26 protein-coding genes and 1 tRNA gene are annotated in these 26114 nt (G+C 65.6%); 10 read left to right on the top strand and 17 right to left on the bottom strand.

The features are described 5' to 3' along the window. Positions 1-167: 167 nt before the first annotated feature. The 3 genes from J1N60_RS04660 to J1N60_RS04650 form a co-directional block, all read right to left on the bottom strand. Entirely contained in the window at positions 168-1379 is a 1212-nt protein-coding gene (locus J1N60_RS04660) for a hypothetical protein (protein WP_312911102.1), read from the bottom strand. 300 nt (positions 1380-1679) lie between these two features. Next, a complete protein-coding gene (locus tag J1N60_RS04655; protein ID WP_312911100.1) occupies positions 1680-4646 on the bottom strand; it encodes a bifunctional DNA primase/polymerase in 2967 nt (988 codons plus the stop codon). A gap of 194 nt (positions 4647-4840) precedes the next feature. Beyond that, positions 4841-4913 (bottom strand) — tRNA-Pro (locus J1N60_RS04650). A gap of 84 nt (positions 4914-4997) precedes the next feature. Between J1N60_RS04650 and J1N60_RS04645 the strand changes: the two genes are divergently transcribed. Continuing rightward, positions 4998-5252, top strand: coding sequence for a pro-sigmaK processing inhibitor BofA family protein (locus J1N60_RS04645; RefSeq protein ID WP_312911098.1), 255 nt, complete (start codon positions 4998-5000; stop codon positions 5250-5252). A 65-nt stretch (positions 5253-5317) separates the two neighbouring features. Here J1N60_RS04645 and J1N60_RS04640 read toward each other — a convergent pair whose 3' ends face one another. Next, on the bottom strand, positions 5318-6031 hold the full coding sequence (locus J1N60_RS04640; protein WP_312911096.1) for a DUF7504 family protein: 714 nt from the start codon (positions 6029-6031) through the stop codon (positions 5318-5320). A 154-nt stretch (positions 6032-6185) separates the two neighbouring features. Between J1N60_RS04640 and J1N60_RS04635 the strand changes: the two genes are divergently transcribed. Beyond that, the gene (locus J1N60_RS04635; RefSeq protein ID WP_312911094.1) at positions 6186-6845 is read left to right on the top strand and encodes a metallophosphoesterase family protein; all 660 of its coding nucleotides are present in this window, start codon (positions 6186-6188) and stop codon (positions 6843-6845) included. A 154-nt stretch (positions 6846-6999) separates the two neighbouring features. Here J1N60_RS04635 and J1N60_RS04630 read toward each other — a convergent pair whose 3' ends face one another. The 3 genes from J1N60_RS04630 to J1N60_RS04620 form a co-directional block, all read right to left on the bottom strand. After that, positions 7000-7362, bottom strand: a complete 363-nt coding sequence (locus J1N60_RS04630) for a hypothetical protein (RefSeq protein ID WP_312911092.1) — start codon at positions 7360-7362, stop codon at positions 7000-7002. 65 nt (positions 7363-7427) lie between these two features. Then, complete coding sequence (locus J1N60_RS04625; RefSeq protein ID WP_254159110.1) at positions 7428-7679, bottom strand: amphi-Trp domain-containing protein; 252 nt, start codon at positions 7677-7679, stop codon at positions 7428-7430. Positions 7680-7793: 114 nt separating this feature from the next. Further along, complete coding sequence (locus tag J1N60_RS04620; protein ID WP_312911090.1) at positions 7794-9242, bottom strand: phosphohexomutase domain-containing protein; 1449 nt, start codon at positions 9240-9242, stop codon at positions 7794-7796. Between the two features lie 241 nt (positions 9243-9483). On the opposite strand from J1N60_RS04620, the gene J1N60_RS04615 reads away from it, so the two are divergent. Further along, the gene (locus tag J1N60_RS04615) at positions 9484-10113 is read left to right on the top strand and encodes an NADPH-dependent FMN reductase (RefSeq protein WP_312911088.1); all 630 of its coding nucleotides are present in this window, start codon (positions 9484-9486) and stop codon (positions 10111-10113) included. Between the two features lie 28 nt (positions 10114-10141). Here J1N60_RS04615 and J1N60_RS04610 read toward each other — a convergent pair whose 3' ends face one another. From J1N60_RS04610 to glmM, 6 genes are all read right to left on the bottom strand, one after another. Beyond that, positions 10142-10315, bottom strand: a complete 174-nt coding sequence (locus tag J1N60_RS04610) for a DUF1059 domain-containing protein (protein WP_312911086.1) — start codon at positions 10313-10315, stop codon at positions 10142-10144. A gap of 199 nt (positions 10316-10514) precedes the next feature. Beyond that, positions 10515-11795, bottom strand: a complete 1281-nt coding sequence (locus J1N60_RS04605; protein ID WP_312911085.1) for an RNA-guided endonuclease InsQ/TnpB family protein — start codon at positions 11793-11795, stop codon at positions 10515-10517. Between the two features lie 141 nt (positions 11796-11936). Continuing rightward, positions 11937-12194: a GIY-YIG nuclease family protein gene (locus J1N60_RS04600; protein WP_312911083.1), complete on the bottom strand. Its 258-nt coding sequence runs from the start codon at positions 12192-12194 to the stop codon at positions 11937-11939. Between the two features lie 83 nt (positions 12195-12277). Further along, complete coding sequence (locus J1N60_RS04595; RefSeq protein ID WP_253431981.1) at positions 12278-12427, bottom strand: DUF7563 family protein; 150 nt, start codon at positions 12425-12427, stop codon at positions 12278-12280. Positions 12428-12538: 111 nt separating this feature from the next. After that, complete coding sequence (gene larB, locus J1N60_RS04590) at positions 12539-13306, bottom strand: nickel pincer cofactor biosynthesis protein LarB (RefSeq protein ID WP_312911080.1); 768 nt, start codon at positions 13304-13306, stop codon at positions 12539-12541. Positions 13307-13376: 70 nt separating this feature from the next. Continuing rightward, positions 13377-14741 carry a phosphoglucosamine mutase gene (gene glmM / locus J1N60_RS04585; protein WP_312911078.1) on the bottom strand — a complete coding sequence of 455 codons (1365 nt, stop codon included), beginning with the start codon at positions 14739-14741 and terminating at the stop codon, positions 13377-13379. Positions 14742-14910: 169 nt separating this feature from the next. Between glmM and J1N60_RS04580 the strand changes: the two genes are divergently transcribed. From J1N60_RS04580 to J1N60_RS04560, 5 genes are all read left to right on the top strand, one after another. Beyond that, the gene (locus J1N60_RS04580) at positions 14911-15822 is read left to right on the top strand and encodes an HVO_0234 family beta-propeller protein (RefSeq protein ID WP_312911077.1); all 912 of its coding nucleotides are present in this window, start codon (positions 14911-14913) and stop codon (positions 15820-15822) included. 70 nt (positions 15823-15892) lie between these two features. Continuing rightward, on the top strand, positions 15893-16423 hold the full coding sequence (locus J1N60_RS04575) for a hypothetical protein (RefSeq protein ID WP_312911076.1): 531 nt from the start codon (positions 15893-15895) through the stop codon (positions 16421-16423). Between the two features lie 123 nt (positions 16424-16546). Further along, positions 16547-17434: a ribose-phosphate diphosphokinase gene (locus J1N60_RS04570; protein ID WP_312911074.1), complete on the top strand. Its 888-nt coding sequence runs from the start codon at positions 16547-16549 to the stop codon at positions 17432-17434. A gap of 195 nt (positions 17435-17629) precedes the next feature. Then, positions 17630-18175, top strand: coding sequence for a heme NO-binding domain-containing protein (locus J1N60_RS04565; protein WP_312911072.1), 546 nt, complete (start codon positions 17630-17632; stop codon positions 18173-18175). A gap of 135 nt (positions 18176-18310) precedes the next feature. Further along, positions 18311-18871 (top strand): hypothetical protein, encoded by a 561-nt coding sequence (locus J1N60_RS04560; RefSeq protein WP_312911070.1) that lies wholly within the window; start codon positions 18311-18313, stop codon positions 18869-18871. 87 nt (positions 18872-18958) lie between these two features. On the opposite strand, the gene J1N60_RS04555 is transcribed toward J1N60_RS04560, so the two are convergent. After that, complete coding sequence (locus J1N60_RS04555) at positions 18959-20161, bottom strand: S24/S26 family peptidase (protein ID WP_312911068.1); 1203 nt, start codon at positions 20159-20161, stop codon at positions 18959-18961. A 134-nt stretch (positions 20162-20295) separates the two neighbouring features. Between J1N60_RS04555 and J1N60_RS04550 the strand changes: the two genes are divergently transcribed. Then, complete coding sequence (locus tag J1N60_RS04550; protein WP_312911066.1) at positions 20296-21846, top strand: DNA-directed DNA polymerase II small subunit; 1551 nt, start codon at positions 20296-20298, stop codon at positions 21844-21846. Positions 21847-21888: 42 nt separating this feature from the next. Here J1N60_RS04550 and J1N60_RS04545 read toward each other — a convergent pair whose 3' ends face one another. From J1N60_RS04545 to serA, 3 genes are all read right to left on the bottom strand, one after another. Further along, positions 21889-22395, bottom strand: coding sequence for a hypothetical protein (locus J1N60_RS04545; RefSeq protein ID WP_312911065.1), 507 nt, complete (start codon positions 22393-22395; stop codon positions 21889-21891). Positions 22396-22719: 324 nt separating this feature from the next. Continuing rightward, the gene (locus tag J1N60_RS04540) at positions 22720-23487 is read right to left on the bottom strand and encodes a hypothetical protein (RefSeq protein ID WP_312911063.1); all 768 of its coding nucleotides are present in this window, start codon (positions 23485-23487) and stop codon (positions 22720-22722) included. 88 nt (positions 23488-23575) lie between these two features. Beyond that, positions 23576-25159, bottom strand: coding sequence for a phosphoglycerate dehydrogenase (serA, locus tag J1N60_RS04535; protein ID WP_312911061.1), 1584 nt, complete (start codon positions 25157-25159; stop codon positions 23576-23578). Positions 25160-25372: 213 nt separating this feature from the next. Here serA and J1N60_RS04530 point away from each other — a divergent pair, with 213 nt between their 5' ends. Further along, the gene (locus tag J1N60_RS04530) at positions 25373-25843 is read left to right on the top strand and encodes a FlaD/FlaE family flagellar protein (protein WP_312911059.1); all 471 of its coding nucleotides are present in this window, start codon (positions 25373-25375) and stop codon (positions 25841-25843) included. Positions 25844-26114 lie beyond the last annotated feature (271 nt).

Genomic DNA, 26114 nt, shown 5'->3' with positions numbered 1-26114 from the left:
ACGGTGGGTCGGATGGGATCGGTTTCGAGACGCCGACGCACGTACCGACCGTCGATTTGTTGTCACTGTCGCGTGCGATCCCTACGAGTCGTCTGTCACAATGAGGTCGGATCCCGGGCGGTCATCGCCGAACCGCCGGTATCCCATTCGAAGTGTGTTACCGCTGGTTATCGCGAGGAAGTCCCCTTCTTCTTCGGGGGCTTCGGGTCGCCACACTTGCGGGTGTCCTCGTCGTCATCTTTGTCGCCATTTTTATCATCATCTTTGTCGTCGCCGTCGTCAACGCCGTCGCTCGTGGTGACGTGTTCGGTTTGCTCGCTGATCTGAACGTTTTCCTGCGTTACGTACACCGCGGCGTCGTCGGTCGAGGTGAAGACGTCGACCGACTGATCGCTGTGCTGGTTACTCTCTTGGGTAGCGTCCGCCGTCGCTCCCGGCCCTGCAGCTGCGGCTCTCGCGTGCTGCTCGCTGACCTGTACATTCAATTGGGCCACGACGACGACGGCGTCATCAGCGATGACGCTGACGTTCGCGGTCTGGACGGCGCGTTGGTCGTTCGTCTGCTCGACGAGTGCCGAAGCGTTCTCGCCTGCAGCGGCAGCGTTGCCGGTCTGAGAGCTCTCCTGGACGTTCAACTGGACGACGAGGACGGATGCCTTCTCGGCGGTGACCAAAACCTCCGCCCGCTGTTCTGTGACCTGTTCGTTCGATTGGGTGACGACCGCGCTGGCGTCCTGGCCGGTCGCCGAGGCACTCCCGTTCTGTTCGTTTCGGTCGACGGCAACCTGCTCGACCGTCACTTCCGTACCATGATCGGTCATGATCGACGCGTCGTCGTTCGCGCCAGCCGTCACCGACCTGTCCTCGGCTGCCGTCTCGTCGATTGCCTCACTGATCGCCAGCAGCTCCGACTGGCTCGTCTCCGACTCGTCCTCGACCAGCATCGACCAGACGGACTCCGCCGACTGGTCGTCCAGCGCATACACGTTCGTCTGGGTCTCGTTGCCGACCGTGTTCGACTCGATCACGATTGCCTCCCGAGTGTTGTCGTCCGTCGATGCGAGCGCTTGCTCGATGGGGATTTCCCCCTCCTCCGTCACGACGGTGGCCGATTCGATATCATCACCGTCATTCGTATGCGTCTGCTCAGTGGCGAGCGTTGTCTGCTCCTCCTCGCTCGTGTGTGGCTGATTCGTCGTGAACAGCGAGTCGGCGTATCCGCTCGCGTACGGGTGTGTGGGTTCGACAACCGGGTCATCTTCGTTCAGCTCGGTAGTTTGGCTATTCGCCGCCGCGAGTCCTCCGGCGGATGCGACCAGACCAGTTACCAGCAGGCCGGCCACGAGCATCGTCACAGAGGCCAGAATGTATTGTTTCATGCTAATACAATTGTCGACGACTGTACACCACTGCTTTAATAATAATATCCAAATAGATCGTAGGCGGCACCATCCGTCGAACCGGGCGACGATCCGTGAGAAATGAGATATTCACCGTCGGAACGGTCCCCAGTAGCGGTCGACTATCAATCACTGGAGCTCGCTCTATTCGACACGAAGAGAGCCAGTCGCTCGAGGGTTGACCAAACCGATAGACTCTGCCATTTCCGGTCGTTTTTGGTGGGTTTTTGGCCGACGCCGTCGCTCTACCCGGGCCGGAAACACGGCTTTGATCCGGTGTCAATCGGCGGGTGAATCGGGTGGATCACCACCTTCACGACCCGCCCTCCCCGGGAGAGAGCGTACACCAGGACTCTGGCACGCTCCAGGAGCACCCTCGGAGGGTGAGTTCGTCAAGTTCCACGTATAGGTACTCATACGTACCACTTGACGAACTTCGTCCAGGTCGTCGAGTTCGACCGGCTCGAGTTCGACCTCGCCGTGCTCGGTCACTCGGTGGAGGTCGTCGTCGAGCCACCGGTAGCCCCGGCCGTCCTGGGGGTTCTGTTCGCGGTCGAGGTAGCCGCGGTCGTACAACCGCTCGAGGTGAGTGAACACCTGTTGCCGCGTGATGTTGACGTCCGGGTGGGCGGCCACCTCGGCGGTGGTCCAGGCGGTCCCGGGGAGCGCGTTGAGGGCAGCGACCACCTCGCGTTCGCCCTGGCTCCGGGTGCGGAGGACGCGCCCCTCGCCAGCGATCGGCACCCAGTCGGGGAGGGTGTTGGTGTGGACGTAGACGACGGCGCCGTTGCCGTCCCGGCCGAAGCGCATTGCCGCCTGGAGCGTTTGGTGTTCGGTCATATGCTGGCGGATTTCGTTCCCGACGTCGCCGTAGTCGGTGCGAACGCCCGCCTCGAGCGGGAGGTCCTCACCGGGGAACCGCGGCTCGACGGCGGTCCCGTGGTAGGCGCCCCACTTCGCGACGAAGTCCGGGCCGTAGTTGCGCGAGCCGATGACGGCGCCCAGGCGGGTGCTGGCGTACTCGTTGCTCCCGAGGACGTCGCCGTAGTGTTTCGTCTCCGTGACTAGGTCGAGGACGCCCTCGGGCTCGTAGACGTGTTCCTTGGCGCGTTTCGTGGTGATGAGCGCGGGTTGCTGGCCGTGTTCGGCGGCGATCCCCTCGAGGAGGGCGCGGTCGTCGTCGAGGGTCACCCGGTTGGCAATCTCGGCCTCGCCCGCGGCGTACCCTTTGACGGCGTCGGTCGTCCGCACCAGGTGGAGCCCGAGAACGTCCCGGATGTACTCCACGCGCTCGTCGTCGGTGAGCACCTGACGGTGATTCAGCCGCGAGCGCCCCAGTGCCAGGCGCCACATGGTCACGGTGGGCGTTCCGTCGAGGCCGATGACGTTACGGGCGGCCTCGAACGCGGGGGGCTCAAGCAGGTGGATCGCGCCCCGAGCACGGTCGAACGTGGCGACGTGGCCGTCGAAGCCGTTCCCCAGGAGGGCGCGCTCCCAGCCGTTGCCGAGGTCGTCGCCGGTCAGCAGGGCGTAGACGGCGATCGGGGCCGCCGCGTGGCCGCCGTCGTCGAACGCCTGAAGGGGATCGCGGTCGGCGTCGCCGTCGAACCAGTCGAGCGCCTCAACGCGCCGGTCGTCGTCGGCACGCCCCTCGAGGAGGTCGGTGTAGTCGTCGAACGGGAGGGCGGGCGTCGTCTCGAGGAACCGGCTCACGGCGCGCTCAAGGCCGAGGTCGAGCGTCGTCTCGTAGTCGTCTCCGGGGAACTCGTCGATGAGGACGGTCCGGCCGGCGGTCACCCGGGGGACGTATGCGTGGCTGTAGTGGCCGATAAGGATGTCGTAGTCGTCGGGGTCGAAGCGCCAGGCGCTCGTGTACGGGCACTCGTGGGGCTGGTTCTGGCAGGGGAGGTCGCCGGCATGGTGCTTGTGGATGTCCTGGCCGGTGGCGCCGCGATCGTACCAGCGTTCGACGGCGTCGACCCAGTCATCGCCGTATTCCCCGTTCGCCGTGTCGCATTTGTCGAAGAACGACGGGAGACGCTTCGCCGTGAGGCCGTGGTCGGCGCACCACTCCTCGAGTTTCTCGTACTGTTCGTTGTTGCCCCGGCAGGTGAGGATCGTCGTAGGCTCGCCCGCCGCGGCGGTGGCGGCGACCTCGCCGTAGGTCTTGCCCATCGTCGGCAGCGCCTCGATCAACACGTCGTCACACCCCTCGATGGCGTTGGTGATGGCGTCGGTGGTCCGGTCGCGGGCGGCCTCAATCGTGAGGGCGTCCTCGCCGCGGTAGCCGTCGGAGGTCCAGTCCCAGCCGTCGGTGACCGCGTGGTGACGGAGTGCGTTCGGGAGGATGGCGTGGTGTTCAACGTCCTCGGGTTCGATGGACTCGATCGGGTCGGGGAGCTGGTCGGCGTAGCCGCGTTCACGCGCCGTGTCGAACACCTCGCGCCAGGTGTCCGTCGAGAGACCGCCGGGCACCCAGTCACCGCACGAGATTACGCCCAGTTCCATCCCGAGCAGGTGGAGGCCGTTGCCCGTGGCGCCGTGGCGCCAGCAGCGAAAGGTCTCGCCATCCTCGCTTACCATGAAGTTCGAGCCGGTGCTCGAGCCGTGGAACGGGTGTTCGCATCGCTTGCCCTCGGGGTAGCGTCGCCGCGAGAGGACGTCGTACACCCCGACGTCGGCGTCCCGATCCCGGTCACCGTGGGTGCACCGCCCGGTCCCGTGGCCGTGGTCGGGCTCGTCGTCGTCGGTTGTCCAGGGTTCGAGGAGGTCGCGAAGGTCGTCCTCGTCGATGGTGGCGAGTTCGTCGGGGCCGCGCAGCGGGCCGTAGTAGTTGCCCGACGGGTGGCGCGAGCCGGGGCCTACGACGTAGGACTGCGGGGCCGCCTTGATGTGCCCCAGGTTTTCGCCCGTCTCAGGGTCGTCGAGTGGGATGTCGTTTTCGAGGCCGGGCACCAGCAGAAATCGGTGGTTGCTTGAGCGCGAGCCCGACACCTGCCACGGCGTCTCGGGGAGGCGATCGACGAGGTCGGCCAGGGCGTCGGGCTCGTCCTCGTCGACGATCGCGAGGTCCCCCCGGGCGGCGATCCCGTAGTTGTGGCCCGCCTCGAGGTAGGCGTCGAGGATGGGATCGTCGCCCTCGAACAGCGTCTCCTCGGTGCGCTCGCGATCGGTGCCCTTCTCCCCGGGCGGGATCGGGATGAACACCTTCCCGAGGTCGGCGAGCGGCGCTGGGACGCCGGTCATGGCGCACACCTCCCATTATCGAGGGCGGGGCACAGCTGGTCGTCCTCGATGATGTAGCACCCGCAGAACTCGCACACGGGTGGCTCGAGTTCGACGGTGAGGCTCACCGCGACCACCCCTGGCGAGGGCTACCGAGAGGGTGGTTGTAAACCCCGCATATGGACGGATTTCTCGCGAATTTTCGTATAAGAGGATGGGACCGCCCGGATTTGAACCGGGGTCACGGGCACCCAAGGCCCGAAGTATACCAGGCTAACCCACGGTCCCGTGTCCGTACTTCTGGGCGCGGTGCGTAAAGGCTTTCGTTTGTGAATGGACGCGCTTTTCACCTCCGGCGGTGTGTCAGCCGACATGGTCACCGGTCTCGAGATCCTGATCCTGGTCGTCGCCCTCGCGTTCGTCTTCGGCGCGTCGCGACTCATCGACACCGTTCGACCGCTCTTCGCCAACGCGGTCGCCGGGTTGCTCGTCCTCCTGGCCGTGCAGTGGATGTTCGTCTTCGAGATTACCATCACCCCGATCGTGCTCGTGATCGTCGCTCTGGGCGGCGTTCCCGGAGCGCTGCTAATCGTGTTGCTGTCGATTACCGGGGTTGCCTTCGTCTAGGGTGCCTCGAGACGACGTGGTCGCCGCTCGAGTATTGCATCGAGTGACGAACCGGATAGGCAAAATCAGTTCTCGAGCACGCGAGCGACGTCGTCGTCGGTGGCTTCGTCGAAGTCGGCCGGATCGGTCGTGGGCCAGGACTCGTACTCGTCTCCGTCTTCGTCGTCCCAGTTCGACAGCAACGCCGCGACGTCCTCGTCGGTCGCCTCCGGCAGGTCGTCCTGGACGCTTTCGTCGACGACCATCTCGTCGAAAATCGAGCCGAACGTCGCGACGATGCGGTCCTCGTGTGCCGTCGGGTCGAGGTGGAAGTGCGCGATCGCGCCGACGCTCGAGAGTCGTTTGGTGAGGACGTACGCGAAGTGAAACACCTGCTTCGGCGGGGCGTAGCGCAGGAGCATGTCTAGGGAGTGAAAGCAGATTCGGACGTGGTAGGCGTCGCCCCACTGCTCGCAGAATTCGCTGATCGTGACGCCGAGGGCCGACAGGTCGGTCGGGTCGTCGATCGCATCGACGACGAACGGGGCGGAGTAATCCGGGCCCACGGTGGCCTCGGCCGCACGGAGGACGTCGCCGACGGAGACGATGCCGAGTTTCGCGGGACCGTCGCTGGCCGTCGGCCGACAGTCCGTCTGCGCCCCGGCGAACGAGACGCGCAGCTCGGCGACCTCCGAACACGACTGACAGAGGTCGTGGCAGGCGTCTACTGGCTGGTTCGTCTCGTGAACGAGGAGCACGTTCGACGGTGCCTCGATCGATTCGGGGATACTCGGTTCCATGGTGGCGACGTCGAGTCGACGTTAGGCGAAGGGTCACAGGCCCCGCACATTACTGTTCTGGCCCCTGATACTCGCGATATAACCGTTGTGGCCGGTCTCCGCCTGACGTTCGATCGCCCCTACATACATGTATCTCACGTCAGTAAGAACAGCCATGCAGATCGGACTCTGTGCTGACGTACACGGGAACCTCCCCGCACTCGAGGCCGTCCTCGCGGACCTCCCCGACGTCGACGCGCTGATCTGTGCGGGCGACGTCGTGGGCTACAATCCCTGGCCGGCCGAGTGCGTCGAGCGGCTACGAGACCTCGAGGTGCCGACGGTGATGGGAAACCACGACCGGGCGGTCGCTCGAGAGACGACGTTCCGGTTCAACTCGATGGCCGCGGCGGGGGTCGAACTCGCCCGCGAGCGCCTGACCGACGACCAGCGGGGGTGGCTCGCCGAGTTGCCCGACGAGCGCCTCGCGTTCGACAGCCAGGTGAAAATCGTCCACGGTCACCCCGCAGATCCAGACCGGTACACCTACCCGCGGGACTTCTCGCCGCGGCTGCTCGAGGACGAGTCGGTGCTGGTGCTCGGCCACACCCACGTCCAGCACGTCGAGCGCTACGCCGAGGGGGTCGTCGTGAATCCGGGCAGCATCGGGCAGCCGCGAGACGGCGACCCCCGGGCGGCCTACGCCGTCCTCGACCTTGACGCGCTCGAGGTCGAGACCCGTCGCGTCGCCTACGACGTCGAGCGCGTGCAGCAGGCGGTAGCGGAGGCAGGGCTTCCCGAAAAGATCGGGACGCGGTTGGCTCGAGGCGAGTGAAGCGAGTCTGGCCTGAATTGAGCGCGAACGGTGTGCGAACGGTGCGGTGGAGTTCGCTCGAGGCAAGAGACCGGTCCGTCTGACCCGAGGGGAGCGACCGATCCGACCAACTCGAGGCGAGTCCTGGCCCCATCCAGCGACGACGGCTCGTCGCTCACCCGCGCTGGGACTCGTCGACCGTGCCGTCGGTGCCCGCCGGACTGCCGTGCTTGTCCTCGACGTCGTCGTCCTCCGCCGTCGTGGTCGCGGTCGACTCGGTCGCGCTCTCGTCCGAGGAGGGCGGTTCCTCGCTGTAGCCCAGTTCGAACCACAGCTTCGCCGTACAGTCCGTCCCCTCCGATTCGCCCTCGGAGTGGCGAGCGAGGAACCCGTTACACCGGTTGTGCTCGATGACGTTCGAGAGCGACGCCAACGACCCACACTCCGGGCAGTCGATCGCGTAGCTGCCGTCGTGCTGGTGCCAGCTATCGGGCGTCAGATCCATATAGGCCGCGTCCTCGGTGTCGTGTTTCGTCATAGCGGATAAACGGGTTCTCGAGGGATAATCATCAACCCGGCGAGAGCAACCCCGGACTCGAGCACTCACTCTTTTTCTTTCTTCACGCCCCAGGCCAGCGTCAGGTCGATCTCCTCGCGGCGGCCGCCGAGCATCGGAGACCGTTCCTCGACCTCGAGGTCGTAGGTGACCTGGGCGTCCGGCGAGAGCGTCACCACCTTGTTCCCGACGGAGATGTTGGCGTCGCCGCCGCTTCGGATTTCTCGGGCGAGTTCCTGCAGCCGGTCGGCTACTTCCTCTCTCGTGAGTTCGTCCTTGTAGGTCGTCGTGTCGGCCATGGGCTACGGGCCACGACCGGTCGCAAAAACCTTGGCCCCGAATCACGGCGTAAGGGGTCGATTACCGGAGGAAGAGAACGATTACCGCGGGAGGGAGGGGATCCGCGCACCGCTTCAGACGAGCGGCTCGAGCAGTTCCTCACCTGCCTCGAGCAGTTCCCGGACGCGCTCGTCGCGCTCAGCCTCGGCGTAGACGCGCAGGACGGGTTCGGTCCCGCTCGGCCGAACGAGCACCCAGGAGCCGTCCTCGAGGGTCAGTTTGAACCCGTCGGCCGTGTTCACGGTCGCGACCGGCGTTCCCGCGACCGCGTCGGGGATTTCGTCCTCGAGCGCCGCCAGAACGGCGGCCTTCTCGTCGTCGGGGCAGGCGACGCTGATCTTTCCCTGCGTGACGTCGCCGTGGGTCTCGAGCAGGCGGTCGACCCGGTCGTCGATCGGTTCCGCGGCGTGCATCACGGCCGCGAGCAGGCCCATCAGCACGCCGTCTTTCTCGCGGACGTGGCCGCGGACGGTGAACCCGCCCGACTCCTCGCCGCCGACGAGGGCGTCGTAGTCGGCCATCGCTTCGGCGACCCACTTGAAGCCGACGGGCACCTCGTGGACCGACTCGCCGTGGGCTTCGGCGATCCGGTCGATCAGGAAGGACGTCGACACCGTCCGGATCGCCGGCCCGTCGTTCGACTCGAGCAGGAAGTCGTAGAGCGCGGCGAAGAAGAGGTTCTCGTCGAGGAGACCGCGATCGGGCGTGACGACTGCCACGCGGTCGGCGTCGCCGTCGTTGGCGATCCCGAGCGCTGCGTCCCCCTCGGTGACCGCCTCGACCAGTTCCTCGAGGTTCTCCGCCGCGGGTTCCGGCGACCCGCCACCGAACTCGGGATCGCGAGTACACCGGAGGCGCTCGACGCTCGCCCCGACGCGCTCGAGGAGGGCGTCGGTCGTCCCCCGGCCGCTGCCGTGCATCGCGTCGTAGGCGATGGGCAGTCCCTCGAGTGCGTCCTTGGGGTCGAGGGCCTGGTCTCCCGCGACCGAGCGGACGACCTCGAGACAGGCCTCGGCGTGCGCGTCGACGAGGTCGACCTCGCGAACCGACCCGTGCTCAGCCTCGGGCAGCGGATCGGGGACGGCGAGCGAGTCCGCGATGGCGTCCATGATCGGGGGAAGCGCCGGGGCACCGTCGTCGGGAATGAACTTGATGCCGTTGTACGACGGCGGGTTGTGCGAGGCCGTGATCACGACCGCCGCCGAGAGGCTCCGGTCGACGACTGCGTGGGCACACAGCGGTGTCGGTCGGTCGCGGTCGCTCAACAGGACGTCGAAGCCGTTGGCACACAGGACGCGGCTGACCTCTTCGGCGAACCCGCGGGAGGTCTCGCGGGCGTCGTAGCCGACGACGACTGGCGCCGTCTTCCCCTCCTCGCGGAGCGTCGTCGCGATGGCCTGGGCGACCATCCGCACGCGGGGTGCGGTGAACTCCTCGAGCGTGGCTCGCCAGCCATCGGTGCCGAAGGAGATCGCTGCCCTGTCGTCGGCCGTCGTCGCGTCCGTTTCCGTCTCCGGATCCATACGCGGACTGTCGTCGCCCTGGTCGAAAAAACCGACGCACGCACACGGGGGCGACGGTGACGAACGCACACGAAGGCGACTGTGACGGCGTGGCGTCCGGGGTCCAGAGCCATCGGCCTCGAGAATTGAACCGCGATCGTTCCGGCACGCGGTCGAACCACGGTCGATCCGAAACGCGGCCGGAAGAAGTAACGACTGGCTGTATCGAGTCCGTTTTACCGCGCGACCCGGTAGAGCGCGTATGGACGCCGCTCCACACGTCGTCGCCGTCTCGGGGAGCTTCCGCGAGAGGAGTACGACCCGAACGGCCCTCCGGTACGTTCTCGAGGCTGCAGCGGACGCCGGCGCCGAAACGACGCTGCTCGACCTCCGCGAGTACGACCTCCCCGTCTACGACCCCGACGTCGACGGCCAGGGGGACGGGACCGCCGTGAAACGAATCGTCCGCGACGCCGACGCGGTCGTCCTCGGCACGCCCGTCTACCACGGATCGTACTCGGGAGCGCTGAAGAACTTCCACGACTACTGCGGCTGGGACGAGTACGAGGACACCACCGTCGGCCTGCTGGCGACCGCCGGCGGCGGCAGCTACGGGTCGACCCTGGACCACCTCCGGATCACCGTCCGGGGTGTTCACGGCTGGGTCCTCCCACACCAGGTCGGCATCCGGAACGCGTCCAGCCAGTTCGAGGACGATCCGAACGCCACCGACGGCCGGGCGTTCGTCGACCCCGACCTCGAGGAGCGCGTCGAGAAACTCGGCCGTTTGTTGGTCGAGTACGCGTTCATCTCGCCGGAGGTGACGACGCCGCGGGCGTCGGAGTCGAGTTCGGGTTCGGGTGCGGAGTCGAGTTCGGGCTCAGGCGACTGAGCAAAAAAACCGAATCGCCGGACGGCACTTAGACCGATTGTAGGTACTCGGTCTGCAGTTCCTCGTCCGTATAGTCCTTCCCGTGGACCTCCTTCATGTGATTTCTCGCCAGTTCGATCGCCTCTCCCTCGTCTTCGGACTGGACGACGAATCGGCAATCGTTCGCTGCCGATTCGCAGTCGAGTTTGTGTGCTGTCGTCATGTAGTTGTCTCCGTTAGTCGCCTCCCTCAGTCGTCGCCAGCCGCCCCATCCTGCACGTGGGCGGCGATTTGCTCGGCCTCCCCGTAGAAGGTCTCGAGGTCGTAGTCCTGTGCCTGAATCATCGCGCTGTACCGCGGCGTTTGACATCCTCCCCGCGCTGAAGCGCGAGGATTCCTGATCGCGTTTGGGATATTATGGTTTACGACGTGGCCTGTTCTTGAGGTGCAAACGCACCAGTTTCCTTGTTAAACAAGAACGTCGAAGGCTGTGCCAACCAGCCGTTACTCCTATCTCCGCCATCGCAGGCGAGACTCGGAGATACTTTCTGTCGAATGTTCTCAGCTCCGTTCACGTCCGCATTCGCCACCGCATCACACTTATCGCAGACGTACAATCCGCGTTCAACACGGTTCGCTGCACGCTTGCGACCACAGCACGAACACGACTTCGACGTATCACGCTCAGACACTTGCTCAACCGTGATTCCCTCCATCTCGGCCTTGTAGTCAAGCATCGACGTGAAGCGGTCGAACGCCCACGAATGTAGGTCAAGGTTGCCATGCTTGCCCCAGTTCTTCGACTCACCGCTCTTCTCGCCCTCACGGATGCCGGAGAGGTCTCCCACTACAATCGTTCCAACTCCCTCGTCAACACACCGTTCAACGATGTGTTTCGAGAGTGTATGGAAGTGGTAGGTGCGGCGGGCCGATTTCGTCTGATTCAACCGCGTCGCCTGCTTGGAGTCCGAATCGTCACAGCGAGCGATGCGTTTGCTGAAGTAGTAGTCATCCTGTTTCAGACAATTCAGCGGATATAGTTCGCTGTAGCCGTCTTCGTAGGAAAGGGCGGCGAAATTATTGATACCGAGGTCAATACCCACAGTCTTCTCACCGGGGGATTCAGTCACTTCGATTTCGACTTTGCAGACGAAGTGGAGTTCCCACTCCTCACCATCCCAGACTATCCGAACTTGTTGGACGTTCTCTACGGTGGAGAGGTCAACACCGGGGCGCATCTGGTACTCGCAGAGGATGAAGTCCGACCAGTACTCCTTGAGGTTTGAACCTTTGGAGAGGCGGACGCGGTTGTACTTGGTGTCGAGTTTGAAGCCTTTGGTCTTGAATGTGACCGTGGAACGCGGATGTTCGTCTCTGTGTTTGCGGTAGCCGGGCGGGTTCGCGTTCGTGTCTCCGTTGCGTCGTTTGCCGTACCAGCCGTTGAACGCTTCAGCGAGTTCTTGAAGGACTCGCTGACTTGACTGAGAATGCAGGTCACCGTAGCGTTTGTGCGACTTCAGGTACGCGGTGAGTTCGTTGTGTTCAGGAATGTAGCCGATTTCATCCCAGACGCGACTACACGTCCACCGCCCGACGTTCCAGAGTTTCGAGGCCGAGAACCCGAGGGCGTCAAGGTCGTCGGACACACGTTGCTGATTCCGAATGGACGCAGTGTAGGTTCGGGTGACGACCTGTTCCGCCATACATAATCCATGTCGGTAAGATTATTTAATGGTACGGATTGGTGTGGAATATCCAGTCGTCCGGCCGAAGACGAACTCGGGGTCAGCACCGTCGTTTCGCTCGCCCTGTCCACTCTGTCCAGCCTCTCCTCCCAACACGCCTTACTCGCTCTCGAGACCGACCAGTCGCTCCTTCCGCGTGCGAGCGAACTGCTTGATCTCGTACTCCCTGCTCATAGCAACCGACCTCGAGGAGTAGCGTTCGACGTGGACGACTTCCACGGGCCCGCGACCACGGGTGTACTTCGCCCCCGTTCCCGCGTTGTGCTCGTCGACGCGTCGCTCGAGGTCGGTCGTGTAGCCGGTGTAGAGGCTGCCGTCGGCGCACTCGAGGACATACACCGTGTGTCGCTCGGTCATCGGATTCGCCGATCAATAGGTGGGCGATATCAAAAAGCCTCGCTACGGCGTGGGGTCCGCCGGTGTTCGTCTGGGCTTGCCGCTCAGGAACTGGTGGCGCGTTCTCTCGCCGCTTCCGCGATCCCAGCGTTGGCCGAACAGCTGATACACGCGTGGATCTTGCCATCTTCGTCGGCGAAGACGCGTGCGAAGCGCTCGGAGACGTGCGCGCCGCAGTGGGTACACGTTGGCATGGTATGCCGGGACGATGCCGGCATCTCGAATTAGTGCCCGATCGATAAATAGCCTTTGCCAAACGCTGCCAAGTTTTTACAGAAAGAAACATTATCTTTCGTTACTGCGACTTACGACTCGCCGGTTCGGGCCTCGTCGATCGCTCGAGCGATCAGCGTCGCCTGGGCACCGGCGACGAAACCGGCGTCGACGTTCACGACCGAAAGGACGGTACACGACTGAAGCATCCCCGCCAGGGCGGCCTCGCCGTCGCCGCCGTGGCCGTACCCGCTCGAGACCGGCACGGCGATGATTGGGGTGTCGACGAGGCCAGCGACGACCGTCGGGAGCGCCCCTTCGCGGCCGGCCGCGACGATCGCCACGTCGGCCGCACGGACTCGCTCGACCTGGTCGATCAGCCGGGTGAGCGCGGCGACGCCCACGTCGTCGAGCCGGTCGACCTCGAGGCCGGCGTCGACGCAGACCAGGGCGGCCTCGTCGGCGACCGGGCCGTCGACCGTACCCGCGGTGACGATGGCCACGGTCGCCTCGAGGGCCGGTCGGTCGTGGTCCGCCGCGCTCGCGAGGAGGGTCGTTCCCCGGCGGTCGACCATGGCCCCCGGGACGGTCTCCTCCAGACGTTCCTCGAGTGCGTCGACGTGAGCGTCCTGGAGCCGGGTCACGAGCGCCCGGCCCGTTGTCTCGAGGGCAGTCGTTGCCAGGCTCGCGACCTGTTCCGGTGTCTTTCCTTCCGCGAGGATCGCCTCGGGGATCCCTCGACGGGTGTCTCTCGCAGCGTCGAAGCGGCCCGCTTCGCCCGTGACGTATCCGCTGAGCTGGGCCTCGGCTTCGGCGGGCGAACACTCCCCCGCGGCCACGGCCTCGAGTAACTCGCGCATGGTTCGTAGTGTGGCGGGAGCCTACTCGAATGCGTCGCTCCGGGGACCACCTTCGTGATCGACGGACAGATCAGGCTTGCTCTTTCGCCTCGATCAGCGCCTCGTGCATCTCGGTGACGAGCGCCTCGGCCCGCTCTCGCTCGCGCGCCTCGGCGTAGATCCGGACGAGCGGCTCGGTGCCCGAGGGGCGAGCGAGCACCCACGCGTCGCCGTGATCCAGGCGATAGCCGTCGCGCGTGTTGAGTTCGGCGTCGGACGACTGGGCCTGGTTGGCCGCCGCGTCGAGCATCGCGTCGCGCTCGGCGGTCGACTCGTAGGCGACGTTCCGGCGAACGTTCGCGTAGCCGTCGTAGGGCGCGACGATCTCGCTCACCGGGCGATCGGCGACGAGTTCGAGGAATCGCGCGGCCGTGTAGCCGCCGTCCCTCGCCAGCCGGAAGTCGGGGAAGAAGATCCCGCCGTTGCCCTCGCCCGCGATCGGGACGTGGCGGTCGTTCAACTCGAGTTCCTCGATCCGGGTGATGATGTTCGTCGAGCCGATCGGCGTCAACTCGAGATCGGCGCCGACGTCGTTGGCCACGTCGACCAGCCGCTGGGAGACGTTGACCGCGGAGACGGTGACGTCGTCGGGCTCGAGTTCCGCGGCGGCGAGGGCGGCCAGGGTGGCGTCGCCCTCGACGTAGGTGCCGGTCTCGTCGAAGAAGATGGCCCGGTCGGCGTCCCCGTCGTGGGCCACTCCGAGGTCGGCGTCGGTCGCGCGGACGAGTCGACCGAGATCGGTGAGGTTCTGGCTGACCGGCTCCGGGTCCCGGCCAGGGAAGTGGCCGTCGACCTGGGCGTTGACCGTGACGACGCGGCAACCGAGCGCCCGGAAGAAGCCGGGGCTCGTGAGCGAGCCGGCACCGTGGCCGGGATCGAGCGCGACCGTCAGCCCGGCGTCGGCGATCTTCTCGCGGTCGACGTTCGCCAGCAACTCGTCGACGTAGTCCTCACGCACGCCGTCGACCTCACGAACGCGGCCCGTCTCGTCCCACGACGCGACCGAGAACGTCTCTCCCAGCAAGGTCTGTTCGATCTCCTCGAGGTCGGACACCGCGAGTTCGACCCCGTCGGCACCCACGAGTTTGACGCCGTTGTACTGGGGCGGGTTGTGCGAGGCCGTGATGACGATGGTCGGCACTCCCTCGCGCTCGGCGTAGAACTGCGCACCGGGTGTGGGGACGATTCCGAGGCGGTCGACGTCCGTTCCCGTACTCGCCAGCCCGCTCGTGGCCGCGTCGGCCATCATCCGGCCCGTGTACCGGGTGTCTCGAGCGAGCGCGACCCGGTCGACCCCCCAGGCGGTCCCCGCCGCTTTGGCGACCCGGAGCACGAACGCCGGCGTCAGTTCCTCGTTGGCGACGCCGCGGGTCCCGCTCGATCCGAATACCTTCATTGCCGGGAACTTTAGCGGGCGTCGTCAAAGTGGTTCCGAAGCGGTCTGGTCGGCTTCGGGCCCGCTCGAGCGCTCCGTTTTTACTATAATTTCTATAGTATTTCTGGCGCGTTTTCAGAGACCAACGACAGACAGCAAACCTTTCGGCCCACGCCGCCCGACTCGAGGTATGGTATCGATCGACGAAAAGCGCGTCTACGGCGCTCGAGAGGGGGCGACGGCGGCCTACGTCGCGGCCGAGATGGGCGTCGTCCGCGTGCTGATTTCTGGCGACGCCGTCGGCGAGTTCTCGCTGCTCGAGCGCTGTACCGCCCGTGACCTCGCGGCGGGCGTTGGTTGGTTAGTCGTCGCGACCGGCGAGGACGTGCTGGTCTGCAACCTGTCGAGCGAGTCCGAGGAGCCAGCGTTCGCTCGAACTAACTTCGGTCCCGCCGTCGCCGTCGGAATCCGCGACGGGACGGTGTTGGCCGCGGACGCGAACGGCCTAGCGGGCAGTCTGGACCTCGAGCCACTCGCGGAGAACGACTGGCGCGACCTCGCGTTTGCCGACGCGAAGGCCCCCGAGGAACCGACCGTCCGGGCCGCCGACGGCGACCTCCTGGCGACCGATGCGGGCGTCTACCGGCGCTCGGGAGCCCGACTCGCACACGCCGGACTCTCGGCCGTCCGCGACGTCTCCGCCGCCGGCGTCCCCCTGGCGGCGACCGCGGGCGGCCTCTACCGCCTCGGCAACGGCTGGATGTGCGACCTCGAGGGACCGTTCGACCGGGTCGCGGCGGATCCGCTGAACGACCCCGGGTCGCTCGACCGCGCCCACGCGCTCGGCGACGCGGTGTACGAACACGGCACGGACGAGGAGGACCCCGAAACGGCGAGCGAAAACGGCTGGCGACGTCTCGACGTACCGGACGCCGGCCTCGTGGACGTCGCCTACGGCGACGGCGTGTACGCAGTTACCGAGGACGGAACTGTCCTGGTAGCCGACCCCGGTCGAGAACCGGGAACCGAGGCCCGGTGGCGGCCCCACGCGATCGGCGTCCGCGGGGTGACCGGCGTCGTCGTTCCGCTCGAGCGTGCCTGAGTCGCCAACGAACCGCGTCAGACGGGTGTCTGACGGGGAGTTATCAACAGGGCACCCCATTCGCTCGAATATGACCGAATTGACACGCAGACGGGTGCTCGCAGCGACGGGGATCGCCGGTGCAATGGCGACCGCTGGCTGTCTGGGATCGGCTGACGAAGGTGACGGGAACGAGAACGGAAATGGGGACGGACCGGACGACGAGGAACCAGCACCGACCGGAACGCGCCTCGGCGAAATCACCGTCGAGAACCTCGACGACGCCGACCACACGGTCGACGTCCTCGTCGAGTACGACGGCGAAATCGCCCACTGGTCGACCCACGAGTTCGACGACGAGACCGGCGGCGCCACGCTCGAGGCCGACTGGCCCGACGAACGGGGCGACTTCCGGGTGACCGCCCGCATCGACGGCGGGGACTTCACGCAGGTGACGCCGGCGAACTGGAGCGACCCCGACTGCCTCAACCTCATCGTCCTGGTCCGCCGGGACGGCACGGTTCGCATCGCCGGCGTCACCGAGGGCGGTCCCTGCGGATCGGGCGACGTGGACATCGAGGCCGCTCAGGACGCCGAGGAAGGGAACGAGAGCGACGAGTAGAGACTCAAGTCGACGTCGTCGGGTAAACTGGCGGCGAGGACGGCGCGAACGGTGAAGCGGAGACCAGGGCGACGCGAGCGACGAACGAAAACGGGTTTTACCACGGGCACGCTTTCCACGCGTATGACCACCATCGTCAGCGCCTCGAGTTCCCAGGCGCTCGCGGCTGCCCTGGCCCGCGAACGCGACACGACGCTCGCCAGCGTCGCCTACGACCGCTTCCCCGACGGCGAACTCTTCGTCAGCCTCGAGAGCGAGTCGGCTGACCTCGAGGGCGAACGCGTCGTCGTCGTCGCCGCGACGGCCTCGAGCGACGCCCACGTCGAACTGCTCTGCCTGCAAGACGCCGCCCGGGAGGCCGGCGCGTCCGAAGTCGTCACCGTCGTCCCGTACATGGGCTACGGCCGCCAGGACAGGGCGTTCGAGCCCGGCCAGCCCATCTCGGCGCGCGCCGTCGCCCGGTCGATCTCGACTGGCACCGACGCGACGTTCGTCGTCACGCCTCACGAGACGTCGGTCTGTGCCTTCTTCGAGCCGGCGGCAACCCCGGTCGACGCCGCGAGCATCCTCGCCGAGCCCCTTCCGGCCGACCTCGAAGAGCCGGTCTTCCTCTCCCCTGACGCGGGCGCGATCGAACTGGCCGAAACCGTCCGCGACGCCTACGGCCGCGGGGAGACGGACTACTTCGAGAAGACCCGTCATTCCGGCACTGACGTCGAAATCTCGCCGAGCGACGTCGACGTCGCGAATCGAGACGTCGTCGTCGTCGACGACATCATCGCCACCGGCGGCACGATGAGCGAGGCCGTCGGCGTCCTCGGCGAGCGCGGCGTCGGGCGCGTCTTCGTCACCTGCGTCCACCCGCTGCTCGTCCGGAACGCCTACACGCGGCTCTCGAACGCCGGGGTCGAGGCCGTCTACGGCACCGATACCCTCGAGCGGCCGGCGAGTGCTGTCTCCGTCGCGCCAGTCGTCGCCGAGGCGCTCGAGAGCGCGGGCCACCTCGACTGAGCTCGGATCACCGGGAAAATTGCCGCGAACGGACGGCCGAAGACCCATGAGTCGAACGACATATTACGGTTGGGTCGAATCATCGACCCGAACGGGGGACTCATCGGAGGTTCACGGAAGGCTCACCAGAGAGTCGCCGGAGACACGCCGGGAGTGCCAGCGGATCATCGACTACGCGACACACACTCGTCCCAGATGCACGGACTCGTCCACCAGACGCTGAAGACCTACGTCGTCGAGAAGACCGACGAAGCGAGCTGGGCGGTCGTCCTCGAGCGCTCGGGGATCGACCCCCGGCTCTACCTGCCGGTCTCGCACTACCCCGACGAGGAGATCGCGACGATTCTTGAGACCGTCGCCGAGCTGTCGGGTCACGAGGTGGCGGCCGTCGAGCGCGACTTCGGCCGGGCGCTCGCTCCCGCGTTGCTCCAGAACTTTCGCGCACACTGGCGAGAGGACTGGTCGCTCGTCGACCTCATCGAGGCGCTCGAGGAGATTACCGCCGCACTCGCGGCCAAGGCGGCCGATAACCAGCCGCCGACGGTGACCTGCAAGTCGACCGAATCGGGTCTTCAGATCACGTACCGATCCCACCGCGATCACCCGGCGATGGCCCACGGCATCCTCGAGGGACTGGCTCGCGAGTTCGAGACGGACGTGACGGTAACCCGGGTCGAGACCGAGCGGACTGACGAGGAGACGCGGGCCGTGTTTCGCCTGGACGGCGACGGACTCGAGTGATCGGCGGTGAGAAATCGGTCCGGAAACTACTACGTTAGGCACTGGCAAACGAGACGAAGAGCGCCTGCAGCCGCGTCGAAACAGTGGTTAACAGGAGACTAACCAATAGGGGCGGGGTGGAGCGCTCGAGTACCCATGAGCGACTACTCCAGGGACGAGCCGGACGCCGCTGACGCCTCGGACGTCTTCGACGACGTCACGCCCGATCCGGACGCCGTACTCGACGCCTTCGACGTCGATTCGCCCGACGACCTGCTCGCCGACGCCGCCATCGGTGACGGCGCTCACGACCCCACGACCGACGACGCGATTGACGCCGACGACACCATCGCGAGCGAACTCTTCGACGAACTCGGGCGCGTCGCCCGCGAACTCGAGGCGACCGACACGGTCGAACGCGAACCCGAGGGCGCGCTCACGGCGGGATCCACGACGGAAACGACCGAACGAACGCAACTGGGCTACGAGGAAGCCGACGGCGTCGGGGAAACGACCGTCGAAAAGCGCGTTCGCGAACTGCCGTCGTCCTGGCAGGCGGTCTTCGGTCGCGAGTCGGATCGGAGCGACGGCCGAACCGAACGCCGACAGCGGCGAACCGGGAGACTGCTTCGAGTCCGGACCGAGTCCGACATCACCCTGTCTGGGCCGACGCCGTCGCCGGTGCGCATCTCGAACGAGACGTTCGGGCGAGTTTGAGTCTGAAGGCGATACGGCAATACGAAACACGAATCGAGACGATACACGAGTCGGCCAATTAGTGCCAAAACATCAGTGCCGAGACGATCAGCGCCGTCTCGAGCGTGGCGGATACGCGAATCCAGTCGCGCCGACCATCCCGAGGAGCGTCGGTGACAGGAGGGAGAGGCCGCTCGAGACGTCCGGAATCACCGCGAACGGGAAGAGTTTCTCGAAGCCCAGCCGGACGTGCCCGAGCCACGGGATCCGGAACATGCCCTTGCCGGTGGTCCACTCGGGTTTGACGACCGACGTGTCGGCGCCGACGTTCGCCGTCTGGTCGTAGCCGCTGTTGGCGTCGCCCTTCGTGACGAACCCGTCGTGGGGGGCCGGACAGGCCCGAACCCGATCGCAGCTGGCGCCGTTGACGAACTCCGGGTTCGCCTGCCCGTCGACCCAGTTCTCGTCGGCTTCGACCCAGAAGTGAGCGCGGTGGATCACCGGCGTTTCGCGTGCGTTGCCGTCCGGTCGGAAGATGATCACGTCGCCGGCCCCGCCGAACTTCTCGTGGCCGTTCTCGAGGCCCGATTCGCGGGTGACGATTCCGGTTCCGTCGATCGAACCGTCGCCGACGAACCGATCCTCGGCGACGACGAAGATCATGTCCCCGCGCTCCATGTTGGGTTCCATGCTCCCGCTCTCGACGGCGACCAGCGGCGGCCAGATGCCGCTGATGCCAAAGAGCACCAGGCCGATGACGGCCACGAGCGCGACGCTGCTCAGTACGTCGCGCACCGCGACGACGGTGCCGTTGTCGGTCCGGAGGAACCAGCGAATCGGGCCGTCGTCTTCGATCGTCACCCGGTCGTCGTCCGGCCGCGCCCGTTGTGGCGGTGGCGGTGTCCGGTCGCGTTCCCGGGTCGTCTGGCTGGCGAGTGTCGACTGGCGCCTCGAGCCGTCAATACCGCCGTCGCTGCCACCGCTACTGCCGTTACCGACGTCGGCACCGCTACCGCCGCCACCGCTACTGACGTCGGCACCGCTACCGCCGCCGCCACTACCGACATCGCCGCCACCGCTACCGACACCGTCTCCATCACCACCATCGCCGGACGCCTGTGCCGGCGGCGGGGATTCGCTTCGGTCCGCACTCGAGTCGTCTTCTGCAGGTGATCGACTCGAGCCGGCCCGTTCGGTACCATCGTCCCTCGACTGATCGCCGTCCGCCCGGTCGCTCGGGCGTTCCGGCCCGGTGCCGTCGGCGCGCTCACTCGAGTCCGCCTGTCGGTCGTCGCCGCCGTCACCGCTCATCGACTCCCGGTTTGGGGGACGCGGCAATCAATTTTCTGTTCGAGGGTGAGTCGCGTTCCCACGCCGACAGGTCGTCGCCCGAACGGACGGTCGTATCCGCCATCCTTTTATCGTCACTCGCGAATACGCAGGACGTGCCACTCGAGGGGCCGGCCCGGATCGTCAGCGAACTCACCAGCCGCGGCTACAACGCCGACCGCGAGGCGGTGACGCTCATCGCCACCGCGGACGACCCCGCCGGCGTCCTCGAACGCGCCATCGACGCCGCCCCCGAGAACGCGCTCGTCCTCCGGACCGAGGACGTCAGGACGGCGCTCGACGGCGCAACCCACCAGCCTGCCTCGAGCGAGCCGACGTCCGCTCGCCAGGACCCCCCTGTTTCGACTGGAACCGGCCCCGACGTATCGCCACAGGACGAGGGTAACGCTCCAGTCGAAACGAAGGGGGATTCCGCTCCGAGAACGCCCCTCGACCCGAATCGGCAGTCGATCGACGTCGCCAACGACATGACCGGCCAGAGTACCGGCACCGGCGAGTACGAGGACTTCGTGGCGGTCTTTCGCGACCGCCTCGAGCGCCTCGGCGGTAAACTCCGGGGACGGGTCAACCACCGCCCGGCGACCGCCATTCAGTCGATGCCCGGCGGCGGTGAGGTCGGGATGGTCGGGCTGGTCAACGACATTCGCTCGACGGCCAGCGGCCACTGGCTGATCGAACTCGAGGACGCCACCGGGACGTTCCCGTGGCTGGTGATGAAGGACCGCGACTACGCCGACCTGGTCGACGAACTGCTCTGTGACGAGGTGCTCGCGATGGAGGGAACGCTCTCGGACGACGCGGGCATCGCCTTCGTCGACTCGATGTACTTCCCTGACGTGCCCCGGACCCACCAGCCCTCGACGGCCGACCGCCACGTGCAGGCGGCGCTCATCAGCGACGTCCACGTCGGCAGCCAGGAGTTCATGCACGACGCCTGGAATCGCTTTACCGACTGGCTCCACACCGAGGACGCCCAGCACGTCGAGTACCTCCTGCTGGCCGGCGACATGGTCGAGGGCGTCGGGATCTACCCGAATCAGGACGAGGAACTCGACATTATCGACATCTACGACCAGTACGAGCGCTTCAGCGAGTACCTCAAGCAGGTCCCGGGCGACCTCGAGATCGTGATGATCCCGGGCAACCACGACGCGGTTCGCCTGGCCGAACCCCAGCCCGGGTTCGACGAGAACCTGCGCGAGATTATGACCGCCCACGACGCACAGATCGTGAGCAACCCCGCGATGGTCACCGTCGAGGGCGTCTCCGTCCTGATGTACCACGGCGTCAGCCTGGACGAGGTCATCGCCGAGCTCCCCGCGGAGAAGGCGAGCTACGACGACCCGCACAAGGCGATGTACCACCTCCTCAAGAAGCGCCACGTCGCGCCCCAGTTCGGGGGCCACACCCGCCTCGCCCCGGAGGAGAAAGACCACCTGATCATCGACGAGGTGCCCGACATCTTCCACACCGGCCACGTCCACAAACTCGGGTTCGGGAAGTACCACAACGTGCTCGCGATCAACTCTGGGTGCTGGCAGGCCCAGACGGACTTCCAGAAGAGCGTCAACATCGACCCCGACTCCGGCTACGCGCCCATCGTGGATCTCGACACGCTCGAGATCACGGTGCAGAAGTTCGCGTAGGTGCGTCACTCGTCGTCCGCGTCAGTGATCAGCACTAAAAGTCTAGACGTATCCCTCGATAGCCACCGAAACCGACTCGAGGGTGTCGTCTCGTTCGTCAGTGACCCTGACGAGCAGCGAGTGGATTCCCAGATCGTCGTTCCCACCCCGCCACCACGGGTGTTCGACGGTTACGTCGAGGTGAATCCCATCGTCGGTTCGAGAGATCGCCTCGAGTGCGAGGTTGGGTTCGGTTTGCATTCCCGTCTGGACGATTACGAGAGACGAGGCGTCGAAATCGGTCTCTTCGACGAACGTGATTGCAGAATCGTCGAAGGTAATCTCGTTCGTTCCCGTCTCTTCGTCTTCGAATACCTTGTGTCGCTCTTCTCTTGGACCTAGAATGCGATCAGGCGGCGCTGGTTCGCCGAATACGTCTCCGCTGACATACAACGTTTCGACGTCCATTCCGTCCGGCAGGGACGGAGCTCGATACCAGTTCCACGCGACGTATCCGCCTGGAACACTGGCGCTCGCTCCGACGAGAGCGAGTATGTGCCTTCGGTTCATTGACGTTATATCGTATGCAAAAAGCATGACTCTTCGGGAGGCATCCAGAGCGTGATTGGTCGATAGAGAGATCGTACTACGCCCTCTTACGATGTTTCCCGCACATTTCGTCGGTCGGTCTCGTACGCCCATACTGCACTCACCCCAGCACCGACCACGATGCCCGCACCGAGTCCGAGTATTCCACCGACCGTGCTCCCGAGAACGCCACCCAAAAAGGCGGACGCAGTCACGACCAAATCCTTGTAGTCCATACAATTAATTATCCATCATCTGGAATAATTGTGGCGGTGACCGAAGATACAGTCCGGGAAACCCGACGAACTAGCGGGGAGAGCCATCAATACCCGTAACCCCGGTAATACGTTCGAGGACGTCCCGCGCCGACTCGAACGACTCCAGCGACGAGAACCGGAGTTCGTTGGGTCGAGGCTCCCCAAGGAGACCAATCAATTTCTCGAGAACGCGCCCGAGAACGCCCGCTGACGGCTCGTGCCAGGAGAGCGCGATCACTCGTCGATCCCGGTCAGGTTCGATTCCGGCCAGCATCCGCACGCCGAAGCACGTGTTTCCCACACAGAGCGACGGCGGCGCGATGCGGTACGACGTCTCGCCGTGCTCCCACTCGACGAGTGGTTCTGTCGAGAACACGCCCGCCGGATGGGCCTCGAGCGCCGTGCGAACGGCCGAAATTACGGCGGGATTCGCGTCCTCGTCGAGGGTGAACGACGTGTGTTCCGGGACGTACTCGAGACAGCACCGACCGTCGTGGAAGAGCCGAATCGACCTGAGCGCGTGCACTCGCTGCCAGGAGTCGATCGTGAGCAGTGCTGTCAGTGCATCGCCGACCTCCTCGGCGGCGGTCCCCTCGTAGACGACGTCGCTCCCGCCAGGTCGTACGTCGAATCGATCCTCGAGCAGCGAAATTACGTCGGCGTAGTCGTCTTCGAAGTGGGTCCGCTCGAGACGGATCGCTATCGACTCCGAGACCGTCGCTGTCGCGACGGTGGCGTCGACCAGGAGTCGATCGAGCGCACCGGTGCCGATCACGGGGTCGCCGACGAGCACGGCATGACTCGACTGGTGTTGCACTGTATACACCACCAAGCACGGAACAAATGAGCGTTTCTGACAACTCGAGCGACGACGACCGAAAACGAATCTGAATCGCCAAGACGGGCTACGACCCGTTCAGTGTGATGTACCGAACCCTGATGATCCGTTCGTCGGCCTCAAGTTCTTCCCTCGCCTCGTCGGGCACTTCGCCGTCGACGTTGTAGACGGTCAGGGCCTCCCCACCGTGGGCCTCGCGAGCGTTGAACATCCCTGCGATGTTGACGCCGTGGGCGCCCATCACGGTCCCGATGAGGCCGATGACACCGGGTTCGTCCGTGTTCCGGGTGACGACCATCTTCCCGTGGGGGATGGCGTCGACGCGGTAGTCGTCGATGCGGACGATCCGCGGGTCGTTGCCGGCGAACAGGGTACCGTCGACCGTGATCGCGTCGTCGCCGCTCGAGACCGTCACCGAGATCAGGCTCTGGAAGTCCTCGCTCTGGCGGCTCTTCGACTCGGTCACGTCGACGCCCCGGTCCTCAGCGATCTGGGGGGCGTTGACGGCGTTGACCTGCCACTCGAGCGGCTCGAAGACACCCTTCAGCGCCGAGGCGGTGACGAACTCGACGTCCTCCTCGGCGATGTCGCCCTCGTAGCGCACTTCGATGGACTCGATGCGGGCGTCGAGCACCTGGGCGGCAATCTTGCCCGCCGTCTCGGCGATGTTGATGTAGGGCTCGAGGCGCGGGAACGCGCTCTCGTCGATCGACGGCGCGTTGAGTGCGTTCGCGACTGGCTCCTCTGCGAGGGCGGCGACGACCTGTTCGGCCGTCGAGGTCGCAACGTTCTCCTGGGCGGCCTCGGTCGAGGCCCCGAGGTGGGGCGTGACGATGACGTCCTCGACGAACAGCAGCGGGGAGTCCTCGGGAAGCGGTTCCTCGCGGAAGACGTCCAGGGCGGCCCCGGCGACCACTTCCTGCTCGACCTTCGCCGCGAGGGCGTCCTCGTCGACGATACCGCCGCGGCCGACGTTCACGAGGTAGCCGTGGCCGAAACGCTCGAGTTCGGCGTCGCCGATCAACCCCTCCGTCTCCGGGGTCAGCGGGGTGTGGATCGTCAGGAAGTCGCCGCGCTCGAGGCAGGTCTCGAGGTCGACGAGTTCGGCGCCGAGGCGGTCAGCGCGCTCCTCGGAGATGTAGGGATCGTAGGCGACGAGGTCCATGCCGAGCGCGTCGAGTTTCTTCGCGACCTCCTGGCCGACGCGACCGAGGCCGATGATACCGAGGGTCTTGCCGTTGAGTTCGGTCCCCAGGAACTCGCTTTTGGCCCATTCGCCGCCTTTGAGGCGGGCGTGAGCCTGCGGGATCGAGCGGGCGGCGGCAAAGGTCATCGCGACCGTGTGCTCGGCGGCCGCACGAACGTTCCCCTCCGGTGCGTTGGCGACGATGATCCCCTCGTCGGTGGCCGCCTCGATGTCGATGTTGTCGACCCCGATACCCGCCCGCCCGACGATCACGAGGTTCTCGCCAGCTTCGAGGACCCCACGCGTGACCTCTGTCCCGGAGCGTACGATCAGCCCGTGTGCCGTCGAAATCGCCTCGAGGAGCGCCTCGCCCTCGAGTTCGTAGGCCGTTTCGACCTCGTGGCCGGCGTCGCGGAGTACGTCCAGACCCGCGTCGTCGATGGGGTCCGTGACCAGAATCTTCATGCGCGAGTCAATCGCGTGCAACGGGTAAACCCTTCCGAAGGCTGCAGATGTTGGTCCCCTGTGTGAGGAACTCACAGGGACGCGAAAGCGAGCGGCGCCGTCCGCAACTCATCGCTCGACTCACCGCTCGAAATGACGGGAATGTTCAAGCCTGCTCCGCCGAAGAACCCGACAGACACGCAGCCAGGCAGCCAGGCACCCTACACCCCCATCATGTCATCCCCCACCCCCACCCCGTACCTCGAATCGCTCGAACAGTCCTCGGCCCACGCCGACGCGACGATCAAGTGGGCTCGCTACCTCGGCGAGACCTTCGGCACCACCGGCGCGCTCAACTGCCTGCGGTACTACGAAACCCTCGGGTGGATCAGCCCGCTCGTCCGCAAGCAGATGACCTCCTACCTGCGCGGCCTCTCGCTCGGCGAGATTCACAACCGTCGTTACGACGAACCCGCGAGCCTCGAGTACCCCCTCGAATCGCTGTCGGGGACGCTCTTTGGCGCCCACGCCCAGAGCCTCGAGTACATCTCGAAGATCAGCGGGGACGACCTCGAGGAACACGTGATGATCGCGCGGATGGCCGAACGTCGTGTCGAGCGTCGACTGGACGACGAGGAGGAAGACTCGAGTCAGCCGAGCGAGATGGTGAGCATCATCCGAGACGAGGCGACGAGCCTCTCCTGACGACGAATCGTCATCTTTTCGACGACGCCGGCCGTCCGAATTCGGTTGTCGAGATGGACGACACGAGATATTTCGCATACATATTTAAGGTTCTTCCGTAAACCCTCTCAACCGGAGTCTAAGTGCTTATAACGCGACTTTCGCTCTCGGACAGTCGGTTTTCATACCGGCAAGAATCGGCCACGTTCTTTATTACGTGGTAGTTCATCCTCTTGAGTAATTCACGATCGGAAATGGAATCAATCCAACCGTTCTCCCGTGCGTGGGGAAG

The sequence above is a fragment of the Natronosalvus caseinilyticus genome, from assembly GCF_017357105.1.
Lineage (GTDB): Archaea > Halobacteriota > Halobacteria > Halobacteriales > Natrialbaceae > Natronosalvus > Natronosalvus caseinilyticus.
This window is presented reverse-complemented; position numbering and strand designations above follow the sequence as displayed.